General features: G+C 69.0%; 15 protein-coding genes and 1 pseudogene. 2 read left to right on the top strand and 14 right to left on the bottom strand.

The annotated features are described in order from the left end of the window. The 14 genes and pseudogenes from nuoH to CHC09_RS26630 all read right to left on the bottom strand — a co-directional run bounded on the left by nuoH (position 1) and on the right by CHC09_RS26630 (position 14,173). Positions 1 to 1,368, bottom strand: a complete 1,368-nt coding sequence (gene nuoH, locus CHC09_RS26695; RefSeq protein ID WP_089295956.1) for an NADH-quinone oxidoreductase subunit NuoH — start codon at positions 1,366 to 1,368, stop codon at positions 1 to 3. Then, positions 1,365 to 3,863: an NADH-quinone oxidoreductase subunit G gene (locus tag CHC09_RS26690; protein WP_089295955.1), complete on the bottom strand. Its 2,499-nt coding sequence runs from the start codon at positions 3,861 to 3,863 to the stop codon at positions 1,365 to 1,367. The genes nuoH and CHC09_RS26690 overlap by 4 nt, the downstream gene beginning before the upstream one ends. Continuing rightward, positions 3,863 to 5,179 carry an NADH-quinone oxidoreductase subunit NuoF gene (gene nuoF, locus CHC09_RS26685; protein WP_089295954.1) on the bottom strand — a complete coding sequence of 439 codons (1,317 nt, stop codon included), beginning with the start codon at positions 5,177 to 5,179 and terminating at the stop codon, positions 3,863 to 3,865. Before nuoF ends, CHC09_RS26690 begins: the two co-directional genes overlap by 1 nt. Positions 5,180 to 5,214: 35 nt before the next feature. Next, a pseudogene (gene nuoE / locus CHC09_RS26680) lies at positions 5,215 to 5,880 on the bottom strand (NADH-quinone oxidoreductase subunit NuoE); the annotation flags it as partial. Positions 5,881 to 5,921: 41 nt separating this feature from the next. Next, the gene (locus CHC09_RS26675) at positions 5,922 to 7,247 is read right to left on the bottom strand and encodes an NADH-quinone oxidoreductase subunit D (protein ID WP_089295952.1); all 1,326 of its coding nucleotides are present in this window, start codon (positions 7,245 to 7,247) and stop codon (positions 5,922 to 5,924) included. Next, complete coding sequence (locus CHC09_RS26670; RefSeq protein WP_089295951.1) at positions 7,244 to 7,963, bottom strand: NADH-quinone oxidoreductase subunit C; 720 nt, start codon at positions 7,961 to 7,963, stop codon at positions 7,244 to 7,246. The genes CHC09_RS26675 and CHC09_RS26670 overlap by 4 nt, the downstream gene beginning before the upstream one ends. Further along, entirely contained in the window at positions 7,960 to 8,631 is a 672-nt protein-coding gene (locus CHC09_RS26665; RefSeq protein WP_089295950.1) for a NuoB/complex I 20 kDa subunit family protein, read from the bottom strand. The genes CHC09_RS26670 and CHC09_RS26665 overlap by 4 nt, the downstream gene beginning before the upstream one ends. A gap of 5 nt (positions 8,632 to 8,636) precedes the next feature. Further along, positions 8,637 to 9,002: an NADH-quinone oxidoreductase subunit A gene (locus CHC09_RS26660; RefSeq protein ID WP_089296095.1), complete on the bottom strand. Its 366-nt coding sequence runs from the start codon at positions 9,000 to 9,002 to the stop codon at positions 8,637 to 8,639. An 83-nt stretch (positions 9,003 to 9,085) separates the two neighbouring features. After that, entirely contained in the window at positions 9,086 to 10,378 is a 1,293-nt protein-coding gene (locus CHC09_RS26655; protein ID WP_089295949.1) for a geranylgeranyl reductase family protein, read from the bottom strand. Positions 10,379 to 10,494: 116 nt separating this feature from the next. Further along, positions 10,495 to 10,755 (bottom strand): hypothetical protein, encoded by a 261-nt coding sequence (locus CHC09_RS26650; RefSeq protein WP_089295948.1) that lies wholly within the window; start codon positions 10,753 to 10,755, stop codon positions 10,495 to 10,497. Positions 10,756 to 10,833: 78 nt separating this feature from the next. Next, positions 10,834 to 11,529: a demethylmenaquinone methyltransferase gene (locus tag CHC09_RS26645; RefSeq protein WP_089295947.1), complete on the bottom strand. Its 696-nt coding sequence runs from the start codon at positions 11,527 to 11,529 to the stop codon at positions 10,834 to 10,836. Between the two features lie 268 nt (positions 11,530 to 11,797). Beyond that, entirely contained in the window at positions 11,798 to 12,085 is a 288-nt protein-coding gene (locus tag CHC09_RS26640; RefSeq protein WP_089295946.1) for a hypothetical protein, read from the bottom strand. Between the two features lie 51 nt (positions 12,086 to 12,136). Further along, positions 12,137 to 13,378 carry a cyclic dehypoxanthinyl futalosine synthase gene (gene mqnC, locus CHC09_RS26635; RefSeq protein WP_089295945.1) on the bottom strand — a complete coding sequence of 414 codons (1,242 nt, stop codon included), beginning with the start codon at positions 13,376 to 13,378 and terminating at the stop codon, positions 12,137 to 12,139. 33 nt (positions 13,379 to 13,411) lie between these two features. Further along, on the bottom strand, positions 13,412 to 14,173 hold the full coding sequence (locus tag CHC09_RS26630) for a TetR/AcrR family transcriptional regulator (protein ID WP_089295944.1): 762 nt from the start codon (positions 14,171 to 14,173) through the stop codon (positions 13,412 to 13,414). Positions 14,174 to 14,243: 70 nt separating this feature from the next. On the opposite strand from CHC09_RS26630, the gene CHC09_RS26625 reads away from it, so the two are divergent. Beyond that, complete coding sequence (locus CHC09_RS26625) at positions 14,244 to 14,636, top strand: VOC family protein (protein WP_089295943.1); 393 nt, start codon at positions 14,244 to 14,246, stop codon at positions 14,634 to 14,636. Positions 14,637 to 14,664: 28 nt separating this feature from the next. Beyond that, positions 14,665 to 17,730 (top strand): DEAD/DEAH box helicase, encoded by a 3,066-nt coding sequence (locus CHC09_RS26620; RefSeq protein ID WP_089295942.1) that lies wholly within the window; start codon positions 14,665 to 14,667, stop codon positions 17,728 to 17,730.

Here is a 17,730-nt window from a genome sequence, read left to right as displayed (position 1 = left end):
TCACACCTCCTTCGACTCGGAGTCGCCGCCCAGGGCGGCCGGGGCACGCTCGGCGACCGCGCGGCGGGCACGCGGGCTCGGGGGGACCTGCAGATCCATCGGCGGAACCGGGAAGCTGCCCGGTGGGCGGCGAGCCAGTTCCTCCTCGATGGAGAGCTGTTTGGGCTTCTCGGGCGAGGGCCAGGCCCAGGCGACGACCAGCACGACGATCGCGACCGCTCCGGTGGAGATCCACCGGGCCTCGGTGGAGAGCGCTCCGCTGCGAGCGATCTTGAAGTAGGACAGGAGGAGGATCCAGACCAGGTTGATCGGGATCAGGACCTTCCAGCCGAACCGCATGAACTGGTCGTAGCGCAGCCGGGGCAGCGTGGCCCGCAGCCAGATGAAGCCGAAGAGCAGCGCGAACACCTTGAGGAAGAACCAGATCAGGGCGAAGTAGCCGGAGCTGGCTCCGGCCCAGATCGCGGTGATCGGCCACGGAGCCCGCCAGCCGCCCAGGAACAGCGTGGTGCAGAACGCCGAGACGGTGATCATGTTGATGTACTCGGCCAGGAAGAAGAGCGCGAACTTGAACGACGAGTACTCCGTGTGGAAGCCGCCGACCAGCTCGGACTCCGCCTCGGGCAGGTCGAACGGGGCCCGGTTGGTCTCACCGACCGCCGAGATCATGTAGATCAGGAAGCTCGGCAACAGCTGCAGGCAGTACCAGCCGGGCATGGTGATCTCCGTGCCGAAGATCGTGGTGGGATCGCCGGACGCCTGCGCCTTCACGATCTCCGAGGTGCTCATCGACCCCGCGGTCATGAAGACCGCGACGATCGAGAGACCCATGGCGACCTCGTACGAAATCATCTGCGCGCTTGACCGCAGAGCCCCGAGCAGCGGATACGTCGACCCGGAGGCCCAGCCGGCCAGCACCACGCCGTAGACACTCATCGACGAGCAGGCCAGCAGCACCAGCACCGAGACCGGCACGTCGGTGAGCTGCAGCGCGGTCCGGTGACCGAACATGGTCACCACGCCACCGAACGGGATCACCGCGAACGCGGTGAACGCCGTCGTCGCCGAGATCACCGGGGCGAGGAAGTAGACCAACTTGTCGGCGGTCCTCGGGATGATCTCCTCCTTGAACGGCAGCTTCAGGCCGTCGCTCAGGGAGGTCAGATAGCCGCGCCAGCCGACCTGGTTGGGGCCGGGCCGGACCGCCATCCGGGCCACGACCTTGCGCTCGTAGTTGATCGTGAACAACGTCAGCAGCAGGAGCATGACGAAGAGCCCGACCAGCTTGATCAGCGTGATCCACCAGACGTCCTGCTCGAACGTCTGCAGGGTGGGATCCTCCGCGTGCGCCGTTAGCAGGAGGTTCATCGGTCAACTCCCTCGGCGAGAATCGGCCCGGGCAGACCGGCGGACAACCGGACCACCGCACCGGCGGTGACGCCGAGGCTGCGGCGCACCGTCGAGCCCGGCGAGTTGGTCGGCAGCCACACCACCTGCCGGGGCAGGTCGGTGATCGCGGCGGGCAGAGTCACCGAGCCGCGGTCGCTACGTACCGTGATCAGGTCACCGTCGGCGACCCGCAACTGTTCGGCCAGCTCCTTGCCGAGCCGGACGACCGGCGGGCGGGCCGTCCCGGCCAGCACCGCGTCGCCGTCCAGCAGCGTGCCCAGGTCGATCAGCTGGTGCCAGGTGGCCAGGACCGCCTCCCGCTCGCCCGGCTCGGTGCGCGCCCCGGCGGCGACCGACGGCGATTCCGAGCGGGCCGTGCTGGCCGGCATGGCGCCCAGCTCGCGGCGGACCGCCTGGACGTCCCCGGTGTTCAGGGTGACCTCCAGCAGCGCGGCGATCGCCTCCAGCACCCGGCCGTCGGTCATCGCCGTGCTGCCCCGCAGGACCGTGCCGAAGGACCGCAGCCGGCCCTCCCAGTCCATGTAGGTACCGGACTTCTCCACCGCCGGCGCGATCGGCAGCACCACGTCGGCCCGCTCGGTCACCGCGCTCTTCCGCAGCTCCAGGCTGACCAGGAAGGGCACCGCGTCCAGCGCCTGCTCGGCGAGGACCGGATCGGCCAGGTCGCCGGGGTCCACCGCGCCGACCAGCAGGCCGCCGAGCGTCCCGTCGGCCGCCGCCGCGATGATCGCGTCGACGTCCCGGCCCAGCTTGCTGGGCAGCACGCCGGCGTCCACGGACCAGGAGATCGAGAGCTCGGCACGAGCCGCCGGGTCACCGACCGGACGGCCGCCGGGCAGCAGGTTCGGCAGGCAGCCCGCGTCCAGCGCGCCCCGGTCGCCGGCCCGGCGGGGCACCCAGGCGAGGCGTGCTCCGGTCCGGGCGGCCAGCGCCGCGGCCGCCGAGAGTCCACCCGGCACGGTGGCCAGGCGCTCGCCGACCAGCAGCAGGCTGCCGGGCGTGCTGAGCGCCGCGGCCACCGCCGGGTCGGTGCCGAGCAGCCGGGCCTCGTCACCCGGCACCGCCGGGACGAGCGTGGCGCCGAGCTTCTCGAAACCTCGGGAGAGGTACGGCGCGACGGCCGTGACCTTCAGCTTCTTCCTGTTGTGGGCCTTGCGCAGGCGCAGGAAGAGGATCGGGCACTCCTCCTCCGGCTCCAGCCCGACGATCAGGGCGGACGGAGCGTCCTCGACCTCGGCGTACGTCACCTCGGAGATCCCGGCCACCGCGGCGGCGAGGAACTCCGCCTCCTCGGCGACCTCGGCCGGCGAGCCGGAGGCTCGCACCGGCCGGGCCCGGAAGTCGATGTCGTTGGTGCCCAGGACGACACGGGCGAATTTCGCGTACGCGTACGCGTCCTCGACCGTGAGCCGACCGCCGGTGAGCACCCCGACGCCCCGCTCACGTGCCGCGCGCAGGCCCTCGGCCGCGGCCAGCAGTGCCTCGCTCCAGGACGCCTCGCGCAGCTGCCCGGTCCCCGAGTCCCGGACCAGCGGCGTGGTGAGCCGGTCGGTGGCGGTGGTGTAGCGGAAGCCCCACCGGCCCTTGTCGCAGTTCCACTCCTCGTTCACCGCCGGGTCGTCACCGGCCAGCCGGCGCAGCACCTTCCCGCGCCGGTGGTCGGCCCGCATCGAGCAACCGGCCGCGCAGTGCTCGCAGGCGGTCGGCGAGGAGACCAGGTCGAACGGCCGGGCACGGAACCGGTACTGCTCGCCGGTGAGCGCGCCGACCGGGCAGATCTGAATGGTGTTGCCGGAGAAGTACGAGTTGAACGCGACGTCCCCCTCGCCCTCGCCGACCTGCCCGTCCCCGGTGCCCGCGCCGCCGAAGAAGTCGTCGCGGTAGACGTTGATCTGCTCGCCCGAGGAGCGGTCCATCAGGTCGATGAACTTGTCCCCGGCGATCTCCTCGGAGAACCGGGTGCAGCGCTGGCAGAGCACGCAGCGCTCCCGGTCCAGCAGCACCTGGCTGGAGATGTGGATCGGCTTCTCGTACTCGCGCTTGTGCTCGTGGAACCGGGAGTCGGCGCGGCCGGTGCTCATCGCCTGGTTCTGCAGCGGGCACTCACCGCCCTTGTCGCAGGTCGGGCAGTCCAGCGGGTGGTTGATCAGCAGCAGCTCCATCACGCCGGCCTGGGCCTTGGCCGCCACCGGCGAGCTGAGCTGCGTCTTGACCACCATGCCCTCGGCGACCGTCTGGGTGCACGAGGCGACCGGCTTGCGCTGGCCCTCCACCTCCACCAGGCACTGGCGGCAGGCGCCGGCCGGGGCCAGCAGCGGGTGGTCGCAGAACCGCGGGATCGCGGTGCCCATCCGCTCGGCGACGCGGATGAGGAGCTCGCCCTTCTCCGCGGTGACCTCTACCCCGTCGATGGTGAGTGTGACGGTGTCGGTCCTCTTTGCTACGTCGGTCATCAGTGCGCTCCTACGAGGGACTTCTCGGAGAGCCGCGGCGCCGTGCGGCCCTCGATGTAGCCGAGGTAGTCGTCCCGGAACCACTTCAGCGTCGAGATGACCGGCGTCGCCGCGCCGTCACCGAGACCGCAGAAGGACCGGCCGAAGATGTTGTCCGCGGTGTCCTGCAGCGTGTCCAGGTCGGCGTAGGTGCCCTGACCGGCGAGGATCCGCCGGTAGGTGCGCACCATCCAGTAATTGCCCTCCCGGCACGGGGTGCACTTGCCGCACGACTCGTGGTGGTAGAACTCCAGCCACCGCCACGTGTTGTAGACCGGGCAGTCCTGGTCCGAGAAGATCTGCATCGCCGTGGTGCCGAGGATCGAACCGGCCGCCGCGACACCCTCGAAGTCCATCGCGGTGTCGATGTGCTCGGCCGTCAGGAGCGGCGTGGACGAGCCACCCGGGGTCCAGAACTTCAGGTTGTGGCCGGGCTGCATCCCGCCGGCCAGCTCGATCAGCTCGCGCAGGGTGATGCCGAGGCCGCACTCGTACTGGCCCGGGTTGACCACCCGGCCGGAGAGCGAGTAGATCATCGGTCCGGCCGACTTCTCCGTGCCCATGCTCTTCCACCAGTCCGCGCCGCCCAGCACGATGTACGGCACGCTGGCGATGGTGCCGACGTTGTTGACCACGGTCGGGCTCGCGTAGAGACCGGCGATGGCCGGGAAGGGCGGACGCAGCCGCGGCTGCCCGCGGAAGCCCTCCAGCGAGTCGAGCAGCGCGGTCTCCTCGCCGCAGATGTACGCGCCGGCGCCGCTGTGCACCACCAGGTCCAGGTCGAACCCGGAGCCGAGGATGTTCTCGCCGAGGTAACCGGCGGCGTACGCCTCCTTGACCGCGTTGCGCAGCCGCCGCGCGGCGTGCACCGCCTCGCCGCGGATGTAGATGAACGCCCGGCTCGCGCGGATCGCGTAGGAGGCGATGATCGCACCCTCCACGAGCGAGTGCGGGTCGTACGTCATCAGCGGCAGGTCCTTGCAGGTGCCCGGCTCGCCCTCGTCCGCGTTGATCACGAGGTAGTGCGGCTTGCCGTCGCCCTGCGGGATGAAGCCCCACTTCAAGCCGGTGGGGAAGCCGGCGCCACCGCGGCCGCGCAGCCCGGAGTCCTTGATCAGCTGGATCAGGTCGTCCGGGTGCACGTCGAGCGCCTTGCGGACCGCCTGGTAGCCGTCGAGCCGCTCGTAGACGCCGATCTGCCAGGCATCCGGCGAGAGCCAGCGCTTGGTGAGTACCGGGGTGAGTTTCTGGAGCACCTCCGGCCGGGGTCGAGTCACTTCTCCTCCTCCGCACGAGCCGGCTTCGTCTTGGTGATCGGGGTCTCCGGGTCGAATCCGGCGACCGCGATCCCGTGCTCCTGCGCCAGGCGGACGCCGCGCAGCGTGGGCGCGCCGGCGACCCCGTCACCGACCGCTCCGTCCCTGGGGTCGGCAAAGCCGGCCAGTTGGTACTGCATCTCCTTCAGCGAGCAGATCCGGGCGCCCCGGGCGGGCGTCGGCCGCTCGCCGCTGCGCAGGTTGTCGACCAGTTCCACCGCGGACTCCGGGGTGGCCTGGTCGACGGTGAAGTCGTAGTTGACCGTCACCACGGGCGCGTAGTCGCAAGCGGCCAGGCACTCGGCGTGCTCCAGCGTGATCCGGCCGTCGGCGGTGGTCTCGTCGTGACCGACGCCGAGGTGCTCGGTCAGCCGGTCGTAGACCTCCTGCCCGCCCATCACGTTGCAGAGCGTGTTGGTGCAGACGCTGACCAGGTACTCACCGGTGGGCCGGCGCTTGTACATGGTGTAGAAGGTGGCGACCGCGCCGACCTGGGCCTTGTTGATGCCCAGGACCTCCGCGCAGAAGGCCACCCCGGCCGGGCTGACGTAACCCTCCTCGGTCTGCACCAGGTGCAGCAGCGGCAGCAACGCCGAGCGTTCCCGGCCGACCGGGTAGCGGGCCAGCACCTCCTGCGCGGCCCCGAGCAGCTTCTCCGCCAGCGGGGCAGCCGCCGGGGAGAAGTCGATGGCGATATCGGTCATCAGCGATCACACCCACCCATCACCGGGTCCAGGGACGCGCCGCCGGCGATCACGTCGGCGAGCAGGGCGCCCTCGGCCATCGCGGGGATGGCCTGAAGGTTGACGAAGCTCGGCTCGCGGTAGTGCACCCGGTAGGGATGGGTGCCGCCGTCAGAAACCGCGTGTACGCCGAGTTCGCCACGCGGATGCTCGACCGCTACGTAGACTTGACCAGGCGGAACCCGGAAGCCCTCGGTCACGAGCTTGAAATGGTGGATCAGCGATTCCATCGACTGGCCCATGATCTTGGCGACGTGCTCCAAGGAGTTGCCGAGACCGTCGACGCCCAGGGCGAGCTGGGCGGGCCAGGCGATCTTCTTGTCCGCGACCCAGATCGGTCCCGGCTTGAGCCGGTCGAGCGCCTGCTCGACGATGCCGAGCGACTCCCGGATCTCCGCCAGCCGCACCAGGTAACGACCCCAGACGTCGGCGGTGGTCGCGGTCGGGACGTTGAACTCGTACGTCTCGTAACCGGCGTACGGCATGGTCTTGCGCAGGTCCCAGGGCAGACCCGCGGCCCGCAGCACCGGCCCGGTGACGCCCAGCGCCAGGCAGCCGGTCACGTCCAGGACGGCGACCCCCTGCGTGCGCTTCTGCCAGATCACCTGGCCGGAGAGCATCGCCTCGTATTCCTTGAGCTTCTTCGGCAGGTACACGAGGAAGTCCCGGATCTTCTTGACCGCCGACTCGGGCAGGTCCTGGGCCAGGCCGCCAGGCCGGATGTACCCGTTGTTCATCCGCAGTCCGGAGGTCTCCTCGAAGATGTCGAGGATGTACTCACGCTCCCGGAAGCCGTACAGCATCATCGAGATCGCGCCCAGCTCCATGCCGGTGGTGGCGAGCCAGACCAGGTGCGAGGCGATCCGCTGCAGCTCCATGAACATGACCCGGATCGTGCTGGCCCGCTCGGTGATCTGATCGGTGATCCCGAGCAGCTTCTCCACCGCGAGGCAGTACGCCGCCTCGTTCGACATGTTGGACAGGTAGTCCATCCGGGTCACGAACGTGACGCCCTGGGTCCAGGTGCGGTACTCCAGGTTCTTCTCGATCCCGGTGTGCAGGTAACCGACCACCGGGCGGCACTCGGTCACCGTCTCGCCCTCGAGCTCCAGCACCAGCCGGAGCACGCCGTGCGTGGACGGGTGCTGAGGACCCATGTTGACGACGATCTTCTCGTTGCTGAGCGGGTCGATGCTGGACGTGACGCTGTCCCAGTCGCCGCCGGTGACCGTGAAGACCCGGCCCTCGGTGGTCTCGCGCTCGCTCGCGTATTCAGGCGTGGTCACTGGTAGACCCTCCGCTGGTCGGGCGGCGGGATCTCGGCGCCCTTGTATTCCACGGGAACCCCGCCGAGCGGGTAATCCTTGCGCTGGGGATGGCCCTCCCAGTCGTCCGGCATCAGGATCCGGGTGAGGTTGGGGTGGCCGGCGAAGACGACGCCGAACATGTCGTAGACCTCCCGCTCCTGCCAGTCAGCGGTCGGGTAGACGCTGGTGACGGTCGGGACGGGCACACCGTCCGCGACGGCCACCTCGAGACGCACCCTCCGGCGATACGTCATCGAGGTCAATTGATAAGCGATGTGGAATCGCCGCTCGTCGCTACCCAGGTAGTCGACCGCGTCGACGGAGGAGCACAACTCGAACCGCAGAGACTCGTCGTCACGCATTACCCGACAGACGTCCATGATTCTCTCGGGCCTGATGTGAAGTGTGAGCTCCGCCCTATCCACGACCACCTTCTCGATGGCTTCGGAGAAGGCCGGATAAGCTTCCTCCAACGCGTCATAGACGTCGTCGAAATACCCGCCGTACGGCCGTGGGCTGTCAGAAACAGCAGGTCGCGGGCGGGCCAGGCGGCCAAAACCGGAGACGTCTCCGGTGCCTTTGACGCCGAACATGCCCTTATCCGGGCTGGGCGGTGTCTGTGCGGGTGCACCCAGCTCCGCACCCCTTGGCACGGCAACGGGAATGTCACCCTCGGTTCCGGGTCGAATACTCATTTGTCACTCTCCCGCAAATGCGGCTGGAGTTTCATCCAGTTCTCGATCCGCAATTGCTCCTCGCGGCCTTCCTTGACTGCCTGCGTCCATTCCGCGCGACGGGCCTTGTCGACGCGGTACGACGACGGCATGGCGCCCGGCGCGACGATCGGCAGCTTTCCCTCGGCGCGGCGTTGTTCCAGCATCTTGCGCCCGTTCGGGCCGAGCGGCTGGGCCATCACCTTCTCGCGCATCTTCAGGATCGCGTCGATGAGCATCTCCGGCCTGGGGGGACAGCCGGGCAGGTAGATGTCGACCGGGACGATGTGGTCCACGCCCTGCACGATGGCGTAGTTGTTGAACATGCCGCCGGACGAGGCGCAGACGCCCATCGAGATCACCGAGCGGGGCTCCGGCATCTGGTCGTAGATCTGCCGGACCACCGGGGCCATCTTCTGGCTGACCCGGCCCGCGACGATCATCAGGTCGGCCTGGCGGGGCGAGGCGCGGAACACCTCCATGCCCCAGCGACCCAGGTCGTAGTGCGGGCCGCCGGCCGCCATCATCTCGATCGCGCAGCAGGCCAGACCGAAGGTCGCGCCCCAGAACGACGACTTACGCGCCCAGTTCGACAGCTTCTCGACCGAGGTCAGAAGGATCCCACTGGGTAGCTTCTCTTCGATTCCCATGGTTATCAGTCCCAGTTGAGGCCGCCGCGCCGCCACACGTACGTGTAGGCGATGAACACGGTGACGATGAACAGGACCATTTCCACGAATCCGAACAGGCCCAGCGCCTCGAACGAGACGGCCCACGGGTACAGGAAGATGGTCTCGATGTCGAAGATGATGAAGAGCATCGCGGTCAGATAGAACTTCACCGGAAACCGGCCGCCACCGACCGGCTGTGGAGCCGGCTCGATACCGCACTCGTAGGCGTCCATTTTTGCCCGGTTGTAGCGCTTCGGCCCCACGATCGGTGCGACAGACACCGAGAACAACGCGAAGAGCAAGCCGAGGATCAGCAACCCGACGATCGGGACGTATGGGTTGAGCGTCATCTTCACTCCCGTACGACTGTTAGCCGCTTCACACTAGTTTTTCTCTTTTGTGGTCCTTTGGTCGGGGGTGCCCGAATCTGCCGTCAGACGGCGGGCGCCACCTTGGTCAAGCCGTTGATGATGCGGTCCATGGCGTCGCCACCGCGGGGATCGGTGAGGTTGGCCAGGAGCTTGAGGACGAACTTCATCAACGTCGGGTGCGGCATGCCGTGCTTGGTGGCCAGCCGCATGACCTGCGGATTGCCGATCAGCTTCACGAACACGCCACCGAGTCGGTAGTAACCACCGAACCGCAGGCTCAACTCGGTCGGGTACGCCCGCAGCGCCCGCTCCCGCTCCGGTCCCGCCGGGCGGGCCAACGCCTGCACCGCCACCTCGGCGGCCAGCTCGCCCGACTCCATCGCGTAGGCGATGCCCTCGCCGTTCATCGGGTTGACCATGCCACCCGAATCACCGACCAGCATTACCCCGCGGGTGTAATGCGGCACCCGGTTGAAGCCCATCGGGAGCGCCGCGCCGAGCGTCGGGCCCTCCGCGTTCGCCTCGTCCCGCATCCCCCAGTCCTCCGGGGTGGAGCCGAGCCAGTCGGTCAGCAGGTGCCGGTAGTTCGTCTTGCCGAAGGCGTTGGACGAGTTCAGGATGCCGAGGCCCACGTTCACCCGGCCGTCGCCCAGCCCGAAGATCCATCCATAGCCCGGAAGCAACCGGCTCGGGTCCTGCGCGCTGCGCAGCTCCAGCCAGGACTCCAGGTAGTTGTCGTCCGCCTTGACCGCGGAGCGGTAGTAACGCCGGACGGCCACCCCGAGCGGCCGGTCGTCGCGCTTGGCCAGCCCCAGCGCCAGCGGGAACTTGCCGGAGACACCATCCGCCGCGATCACCAGCGGGGCGCGGTACTGGACCGGCTCCTTGCCCGGGCCGGCCTTGGCCTCGACGCCGATCACGTGCCCGTCCTCGTTCAGGACCGGGCCGGTCACGTTCACACTCGTGCGCAGCAGGGCACCGGCCTCCACCGCCCGGCGGGCCAGCATGTCGTCGAAATCCAGGCGGGTACGGACCAGGCCGTAGTTGGGGAAGCTGGCCAGCTCGGGCCAGTCCAGCTCGAGGCGGACTCCGCCGCCGATCACCCGCAGACCCCGGTTCTGCAGCCAGCCGGCCTTCTCCGAGGTGTCGATGCCCATCCGGACCAGCTGGCGGACGGCACGCGGGGTCAGACCGTCGCCACACACCTTCTCGCGCGGGAACTCGGTCTTCTCCAGGAGCAGCACCCGGACACCGTGCCGGGCGAGGTGGTAGGCCGCTGCACTGCCACCGGGGCCGGCCCCGACCACGATCACGTCCGCTTCGTCAGCGACAGTGGATGGCGAGTGGTCGTTCACGGTGCAGCCTCCGATCCGCAGTGCTCGTGAATTAGTTCACAAGCATGCCTCGATCGGAGTCTAGGCCGACTATCGACGATCTTTGCGTTCAGGTCGGCCTAATTGTTTTGGCGCGGCTACCGAATGGGGTCAGATTGGCCCAAAACGCGTTCCGCCATGCCACGAGCCGGACCTTCAAGATGATCTCTGATGGTGCCGTCCATCGCCCGGTCCAGAGCGACGATCAGCTCCTCTACCAGGTCTTGTGCCAGTAAAGGATCTTGGGCGGCGACCATCCGGATGCGGTTGGCCAGCTCACCGGCACGCCGCTCGCCGGCTTCACCCTCGTCGATCGCGATGTCGATATCGGTGTCGTCGATTTGCCCGATTTCCGTCATGCCTTCGAGCTAAACAGCCAGCCCGACCTATGTACGGAAAACGCCCAATTTGTCACCGGCACGCGCTAGTGCGGCGAGTCAGCGCCGGATCGCCCTGTGCAGAGCCACCACTCCGCTGGTCAGGTTCCGCCAGCCGACCCGGTCCCACGGCCCCGACTCGGCGATCCGTGCCGCCAGCCCGGCCTGATCCGGCCACGCCCGGATCGACTCGGCCAGGTACACGTAAGCCTCCGGGTTGCTCGACACGCCGCGCGCCACCGCCGGCAGCGAGCGCATCAGGTACTGCAGATAGACCGTCCGGAACGCCGGGTTCGTCGGCGCGCTGAACTCGCACACCACCAACCGCCCGCCCGGACGGGTGACCCGGCCGAACTCACGCAGCGCCGCCTCGGTGTCCACCACGTTCCGCAGCGCGAAAGAGATCGTCACCGCGTCGAAGGTGGCGTCCGGGAACGGCAGCCGCAGCGCGTCACCGGCCAGCAGCGGCACGTCCGGACGCACCCGCCGGCCCGCCTGCAGCATCCCGACCGAGAGGTCGGCGCCGACCGCGAACGCGCCCGAGCGGCCGAGTTCGTCGGTCGAGATCCCGGTACCCGCGCCCACGTCCAGCACCCGCTCACCGGGCCGCAGGCCGAGCGCCGCCCGGGTCGCCCGTCGCCAGCCGCGGTCCTGGCCGAAGGAGAGGACGGTGTTGGTGAGGTCGTACCTTTTGGCCACGCCGTCGAACATCTCGGCGACCTCGTGCGGCTGCTTGTTCAGATCTGCGCGCGTCACAGCAACACACTCTGCCACCCCGCACAACAGAACGGGCGGGATGGTGTCCCATCCCGCCCGTGCCTTGTGCGTTATATATACGACCGCCATCGGTCGGGTCCGAATGCTCGTCACCGACGCTGACCGCCTGGCGACGCATGAGGTTTTTCCGATGCCTTACGCAGGCAACGTAACCAGCGGGAACGAGCCGGTACAGGCAACAGGCGGGCTCGTTACGAAGGAGCAATACAGCCCTCACCGGTCCGCCGATGCCCATCTGACCGAACGGTCAATCGTGACTCACCGAAGGGCTCGGTGAGGGCTTCCCGTCCGCGGCATCCGCCAGATCGCTCACCTGCCAGGCGACCAGGAGAAGCGCGAAGATGACGACCAGGACGGCGACCTTGAGCAACGATCCGATCTTGGACCACATCGTCTTGCGCGCCGGGGCGACCGCGGCCTTCGCGGTGCGGTAGCCGTCCCGGGCACTCTTCATCTTCATCCAGGCCGCGGTGAAGAAGAACACCACGATCGCGGTCAGGATGGCGGTCAGCAGTGACACGCTGCTGTTCAACATGCGTGACACTCTGCATCGACAGACACACCCACGTCTGTCGATCGTTCGGTCCTAGTTGACCTCAACCAAAGGGAGTTGGGTGCGGCCCGCGCCACCACCGGGCAGCGCGATCGACGAGAAGTGCGAGACGACACGCTCGTCGGTGGGGTCGTCGGCAGCCGTGTGGTGCACGGCGAGACGCCGGTACCAGGTGTCGCGCCATGCCGGGATCCGGTCCGCGGTACGGATCATCGAGATGAGTTCCTGCAGGTTGGAGCGGTGCCGGGCGCCGGCCGAGGAGATGACGTTCTCCTCCAGCATGATCGAGCCCAGGTCGTCGACGCCCATGTGCAGCGAGAGCTGGCCGATGTCCTTGCCGGTGGTCAGCCACGACGCCTGCAGGTGCGCGACATTGTCGAAGAACAGCCGGGAGACCGCGATGAACCGGAGATATTCCATCGTGGTGGCCTGGGTGCGGCCCTTCAGATGGTTGTTCTCCGGCTGGTAGGTCCACGGGATGAAGGCGCGGAAGCCGCCGATCTCCTGCGACTCCTCGACGGCGACGTCGCGGTAACCGTTCGCCACCGCCAGGTCCTGCACGTCGCGGATCATCCGGATGTGCTCGACGCGCTCGGCGGCGGTCTCGCCGGTGCCCATCATCATGGTCGCGGTCGAGGAGAGGCCGTTACGGTGCGCCACCGCCATCACCTCGAGCCAGCGCGCGCCGCTCTCCTTCAGCGGGGCGATCGCCTTGCGCGGCCGCTCGGGCAGCATCTCGGCACCGGCACCCGCGATCGAGTCCAGCCCGGCCGCCTTGATCCGGATGATCGCCTCCTCGATGGAGACACCCGAGACCTTGGCCATGTGCAGGATCTCGCTCGGGCCGATCGAGTGGATGGCGAGCTGCGGGTAGGCGCCCTTGACCGACGAGAAGAGCTCCTCGTAGTACTCCACACCGAAGTCCGGGTGGTGGCCGCCCTGCAGCATCACCTGGGTGGCGCCGAGCTCGACCGCCTCGCCGCAGCGGCGCAGGATCTCCTCGGTCGGGTGCGACCAGCCCTCCTTGTGCTTGGGGGCCCGGAAGAACGCGCAGAACTTGCACGCCGTCACACAGACGTTGGTGTAGTTGATGTTGCGGTCGATCAGGTACGTGACGATGCCGTCCGGGTAGCGCCGGCGGCGGACGGTGTCGGCCGCCTCGCCCAGCGCATGGAACGGGGCCTCCGTGTAGAGCAGCAGCGCCTCGTCGGGGGTGATCCGCCCACCGTCGGCGCCACGCTGCAGGATGCTGTCGATCTCCCGATTCGCCGTCACGACAGGAAGCGTACGTCCACCCTCCGGCCGCCGTCAGCGGCCCGCGTCACGGCCACTCTCCGTGTTGATCAAGATGCTGAGCCCGTCCAGGACCCGTTCCAGACCGAAGACGTACGCGTGATCGGGGTCGTAGGCGGTGCCGAGAGCCTCCCCGGCCGCCGCGCCCACCCGCGCCGCCGTGGGATAGGCGTGCTGGTCGAAGATCACCTCGAGGGCCGGGCCACGCTCCTGCCACCATTCCCAGTCGGTCTCGTGACCGCGCCCGGCCGCGGCGCGTTCCTCCACGGCGGCCCGCGCCGAGGACTGCACGAAGCCGATCAGGAAGGTCAGCGCCGAGTCCCGTGCCACGTCGTCCAGCCCGCAGTCGTCGAAGGCGCGCAGCTCGTGCTCGTACTTCGCCATCAGACCGGGCCCGAGGGGCGGCCGGCTGGCCGGCAACCCGGTCACCCACGGATGCTCCTCGACCAGGCGGCGGTTCTCCCCGGCGATCGCCGCCAGCCGCTCACGCCACGGCCGGTCCGGGAGCGCCACCCGGGGCATCGCCAGGTAGACCCGGTCCAGCATCAGCTCCAGCAGGGTCGCCTTGTCCGGCACGTAGGTATACAGCGTCATCGGCACCACGCCGAGCTCGTTCGCGACCCGGCGCATCGACACCGCGTCCAGCCCCTCGGCGTCGGCCAGGGCGATGCCGGTCTCGACGACGCGGGCGACGGTCAGGCCCGGACGGCGGCCTCGCTTGCGCTCGGCCGCCTCCGGAAACCAGAGAAGGTCGAGGGTGCGGCGCGCTTCGGCCATCGCGGTGGCACTCCTTTCTTGTACGGCGTATTCTGTACGGCGTACAACTAACTTGCCTTGGGGAGGCGCCATGCGCATCAAGTCGTCCGTAGTCTGTCTCACCGTCGACGACGTCCCGACCTCCAGCAAGTTTCTCGCGGATCACTTCGGCTACGTCGAGCAGATGTCGGCTGCCGGTTTCGCGTCGCTCGCCCGGGAGGACGGCGGGGTCGACGTGGTCTTCCACGCCCGTGGTCTGGAGGTGCTGCCGCCGGAGCTACGTGATGTGCGGGTCGCCGGCACGATCGTCGCCTTCGTGGTGGACGATCTCGACGCGGAGCAGGATCGGTTGCGAGCCGAGGGGGTCGAGCCGTCCCTGCCGATCCGCGAGGAGCCCTGGGGCGAGCGGCTGCTACTCGTCACCGACCCCAATGGGGTCGTTTACGAGCTGGCGGAGTGGGCCGAGGCTCCGTCCGGCCGATAATCTCGACGGACTGCTCAGGGGGTTGAAAGTGTTCGTCGTTCACGGCGGCTGGGTGCCCGGTTCCGGGCGGTCCGGCCGGTTGCTGCTCTGGGCCGAGGACTCGGCGGTCCAGGGGTCCTCGACATCCAGGGCCCGGGTCCGGCCTCATCCGTTCGCGGCCGGCACCGAGGCCCTGACCGCCGCCCTCGGGCTCGCGGAGGAAGCGGTCGCCGGGATCTTCTCGGTCCAGCTACCCGCGACACCGCGAGGACCGGTGCCCTCGCCCGAGACCGGCATCGAGACAGCCTCACCGCGCGGCGTCCGGCTCGCCACCTGGACGGTCCCCACCCTCGCCGTTCCCGGTGAGTCCGCGCTGGCGCTGCTGGCCACACTCACCGAGCCCGATCCGGCCGCACCATGGGTCGCCGGGGCCTCGTTGCGATACCTGTGCCTGCTCGCCGGCTGGGCCTGTGACCTGGCCCAGCACGGCCGCATGCTGCCGCAGTTGGTGATCGAGGACGGGGTGCCGGCCGCACGCTGGCGTTCCGTCCTCACCGGGACCGATCTGGCCACCTACCGTGACTTCGCCGCCGGGATGCCCCCGGTGGTGCGGGCTCTCAGCGCGCCCCCGACCGGCGGCCGATCGGCCGCCACCACGAGCACCGACGGACACGAGACCGGGCGGACCCTGCGGGACGCGCTCGAGACGCTGCTCGACACGGCCGCCCGGTCGATCCTGCCGGAGAAGATCCTCGGCGGGCACCGCGCCGGGCCGAAAGCGCCGCTCCCCGATCGCTGGGTCGGCGCGCTCACCGCATCCGACCCGACCCTGCCCCGTGCGCCCGCCGGCGAGCTGCGTGACCTGCGCAAGACGCTGGACGACTGGATGCACGCGGCGCAAGCGGCGAACGAACCGATCCGGGTCAGCTTCCGCCTGATCGAGCCCGAGCCGGGTGAGGACAAGTGGGACCTGGAGTTCGCCCTGCAGTCCGCCGAGGACTCCGGGCTCTACCTGCCCGCCGAGGCCGTCTGGGCGGGCGAGAGATTCCCAGGACTGCCACGGCGGCCCGACGAGGCGCTGCTGGCCGGGCTCGGCCGGGCGGTTCGGCTGTTCCCGGCGCTGCACGAGGCCCTGCGCGAGCAGGAGCCCTCGGCAATGACACTGAACACCGCCGAGGCCTATGACTTCCTGCGCCAGGCCGCGCCGTTGCTTCAGGCGGCCGGCTTCGGGGTGCAGCTACCGGCCTGGGCCGGACGCAAGGGTGTCGGCCTCAAGCTGACCACCCGGTCCCGGTCCAAGTCCGGTGGCTCGCGAGCGGTGGCCGACTCCGGGTTCGGCCTGACCGAGATCGTCGACTTCCGGATCGACCTTGTGATCGGCGACGGCATGGTCAGCGCCGAGGAGTTGGCCGAGCTGGCCCGGCTCAAGGTGCCGCTGGTCCGTGTTCGCGGGCAGTGGGTCGAGCTGGACGATCGCCAGCTCAAGGCCGCGCTCAAGGCGGTCGGTCAACGCCGCGAGGGCGAGCTCACCGCCGGCGAGGTGCTGCAACAGGTGGTCGAGGGCGGCGAGGAGGATCTGCCGCTGATCGAGGTCGACGCCGATGGGACCCTCGGCGACCTGCTCTCCGGGCAGGCGTCGGAGCGGCTCGACCCGATGCCCACCCCGGCCGGGTTCCAGGGCACGCTCCGGCCGTACCAGGAGCGCGGCCTCTCCTGGCTGCACTTCCTCAACCGGCTCGGGCTGGGCGGGATCCTCGCCGACGACATGGGCCTGGGCAAGACCGCGCAGACCATCTCGCTGCTGCTCACCGAGCGGGTCGGTCGCGAGCCGGGCGAGGTCCTGCCGACCCTGCTGATCTGCCCGATGTCCCTGATCACCAACTGGCGGAAGGAGGCCGCCCGGTTCGCCCCGAGCCTGCGTGTCTACGTGCATCACGGCGCCACCCGGCAACGTGGTGACGAGTTCCTCGCCGCGGTCGCCGAGGCCGACCTGGTCCTGACGACGTACGGGACCGCGCTGCGTGACCTGGAGTCGCTGCGCGGGATCGGCTGGAACCGGGTCGCGTGCGACGAGGCGCAGGCGATCAAGAACAGCGGGACGCGCCAGTCCCAGGCCGTCCGGGCCATCCCGGCGCGCACCAGGCTGGCCCTGACCGGTACCCCGGTGGAGAATCACCTGGCCGAACTCTGGTCAATCATGGATTACTGCAACCCGGGCCTGCTCGGGTCGGCGAAACGATTCCGCCGCCGATTTCAGGAGCCGATCGAGGTCCGGCAGGACGAGGACGCGACCGCCGCCCTGAAACGAGCGACCGGGCCGTTCGTGCTGCGCCGCCTCAAGACCGACAAGACCATCATCTCCGACCTTCCGGAAAAGAACGAGATGAAGGTCTGGTGCACGCTCACTCCCGAGCAGGCGACCCTCTATCAGGCCGTGGTCGAGGACATGATGGCCGAGATCGAAAGCACCGAGGGGATCCAGCGGCGGGGCAACGTGCTGGCCGCGATGATGAAGCTCAAGCAGGTCTGCAACCACCCGGCGCACCTGCTCAAGGACGGCTCCCGGCTGCCCGACCGCTCCGGCAAGCTGGCCCGGCTGGAGGGGCTGGCCGAGGAGATCATCGAGGATGGCGACAAGGCCCTGATCTTCACGCAGTACGCGGAGTGGGGCTCGCTGTTGCAGCCCCATCTGGCGGCTCACCTGGACCGTCCGGTGCTCTGGCTGCACGGCGGGCTCAGCAAGTCCCGCCGCGACGAGCTGGTCGAACGCTTCCAGAACGCGGACGAGCCGATGCTCTTCCTGCTCTCGCTGAAAGCGGCCGGCACCGGTCTCAACCTGACCGCGGCCAACCACGTCGTCCACTTCGATCGGTGGTGGAACCCGGCGGTCGAGGACCAGGCCACCGACCGGGCATTCCGCATCGGGCAGTCACGCGACGTACAGGTTCGCAAGTTCATCTGCACCGGCACGCTCGAGGAGAAGATCGACGCGATGATCGAGCGGAAGAAGGCCCTGGCCTCCGCGGTCGTCGGCACCGGCGAGGACTGGATCACCGACCTCAGCACCGACCAGCTGCGCGAGCTGTTCGCGCTCGACCCGGCGGCGGTGGGTTGA

The sequence above is a fragment of the Actinoplanes regularis genome (assembly GCF_900188005.1).
Classification (GTDB): domain Bacteria; phylum Actinomycetota; class Actinomycetes; order Mycobacteriales; family Micromonosporaceae; genus Actinoplanes; species Actinoplanes regularis.
This window is presented reverse-complemented; position numbering and strand designations above follow the sequence as displayed.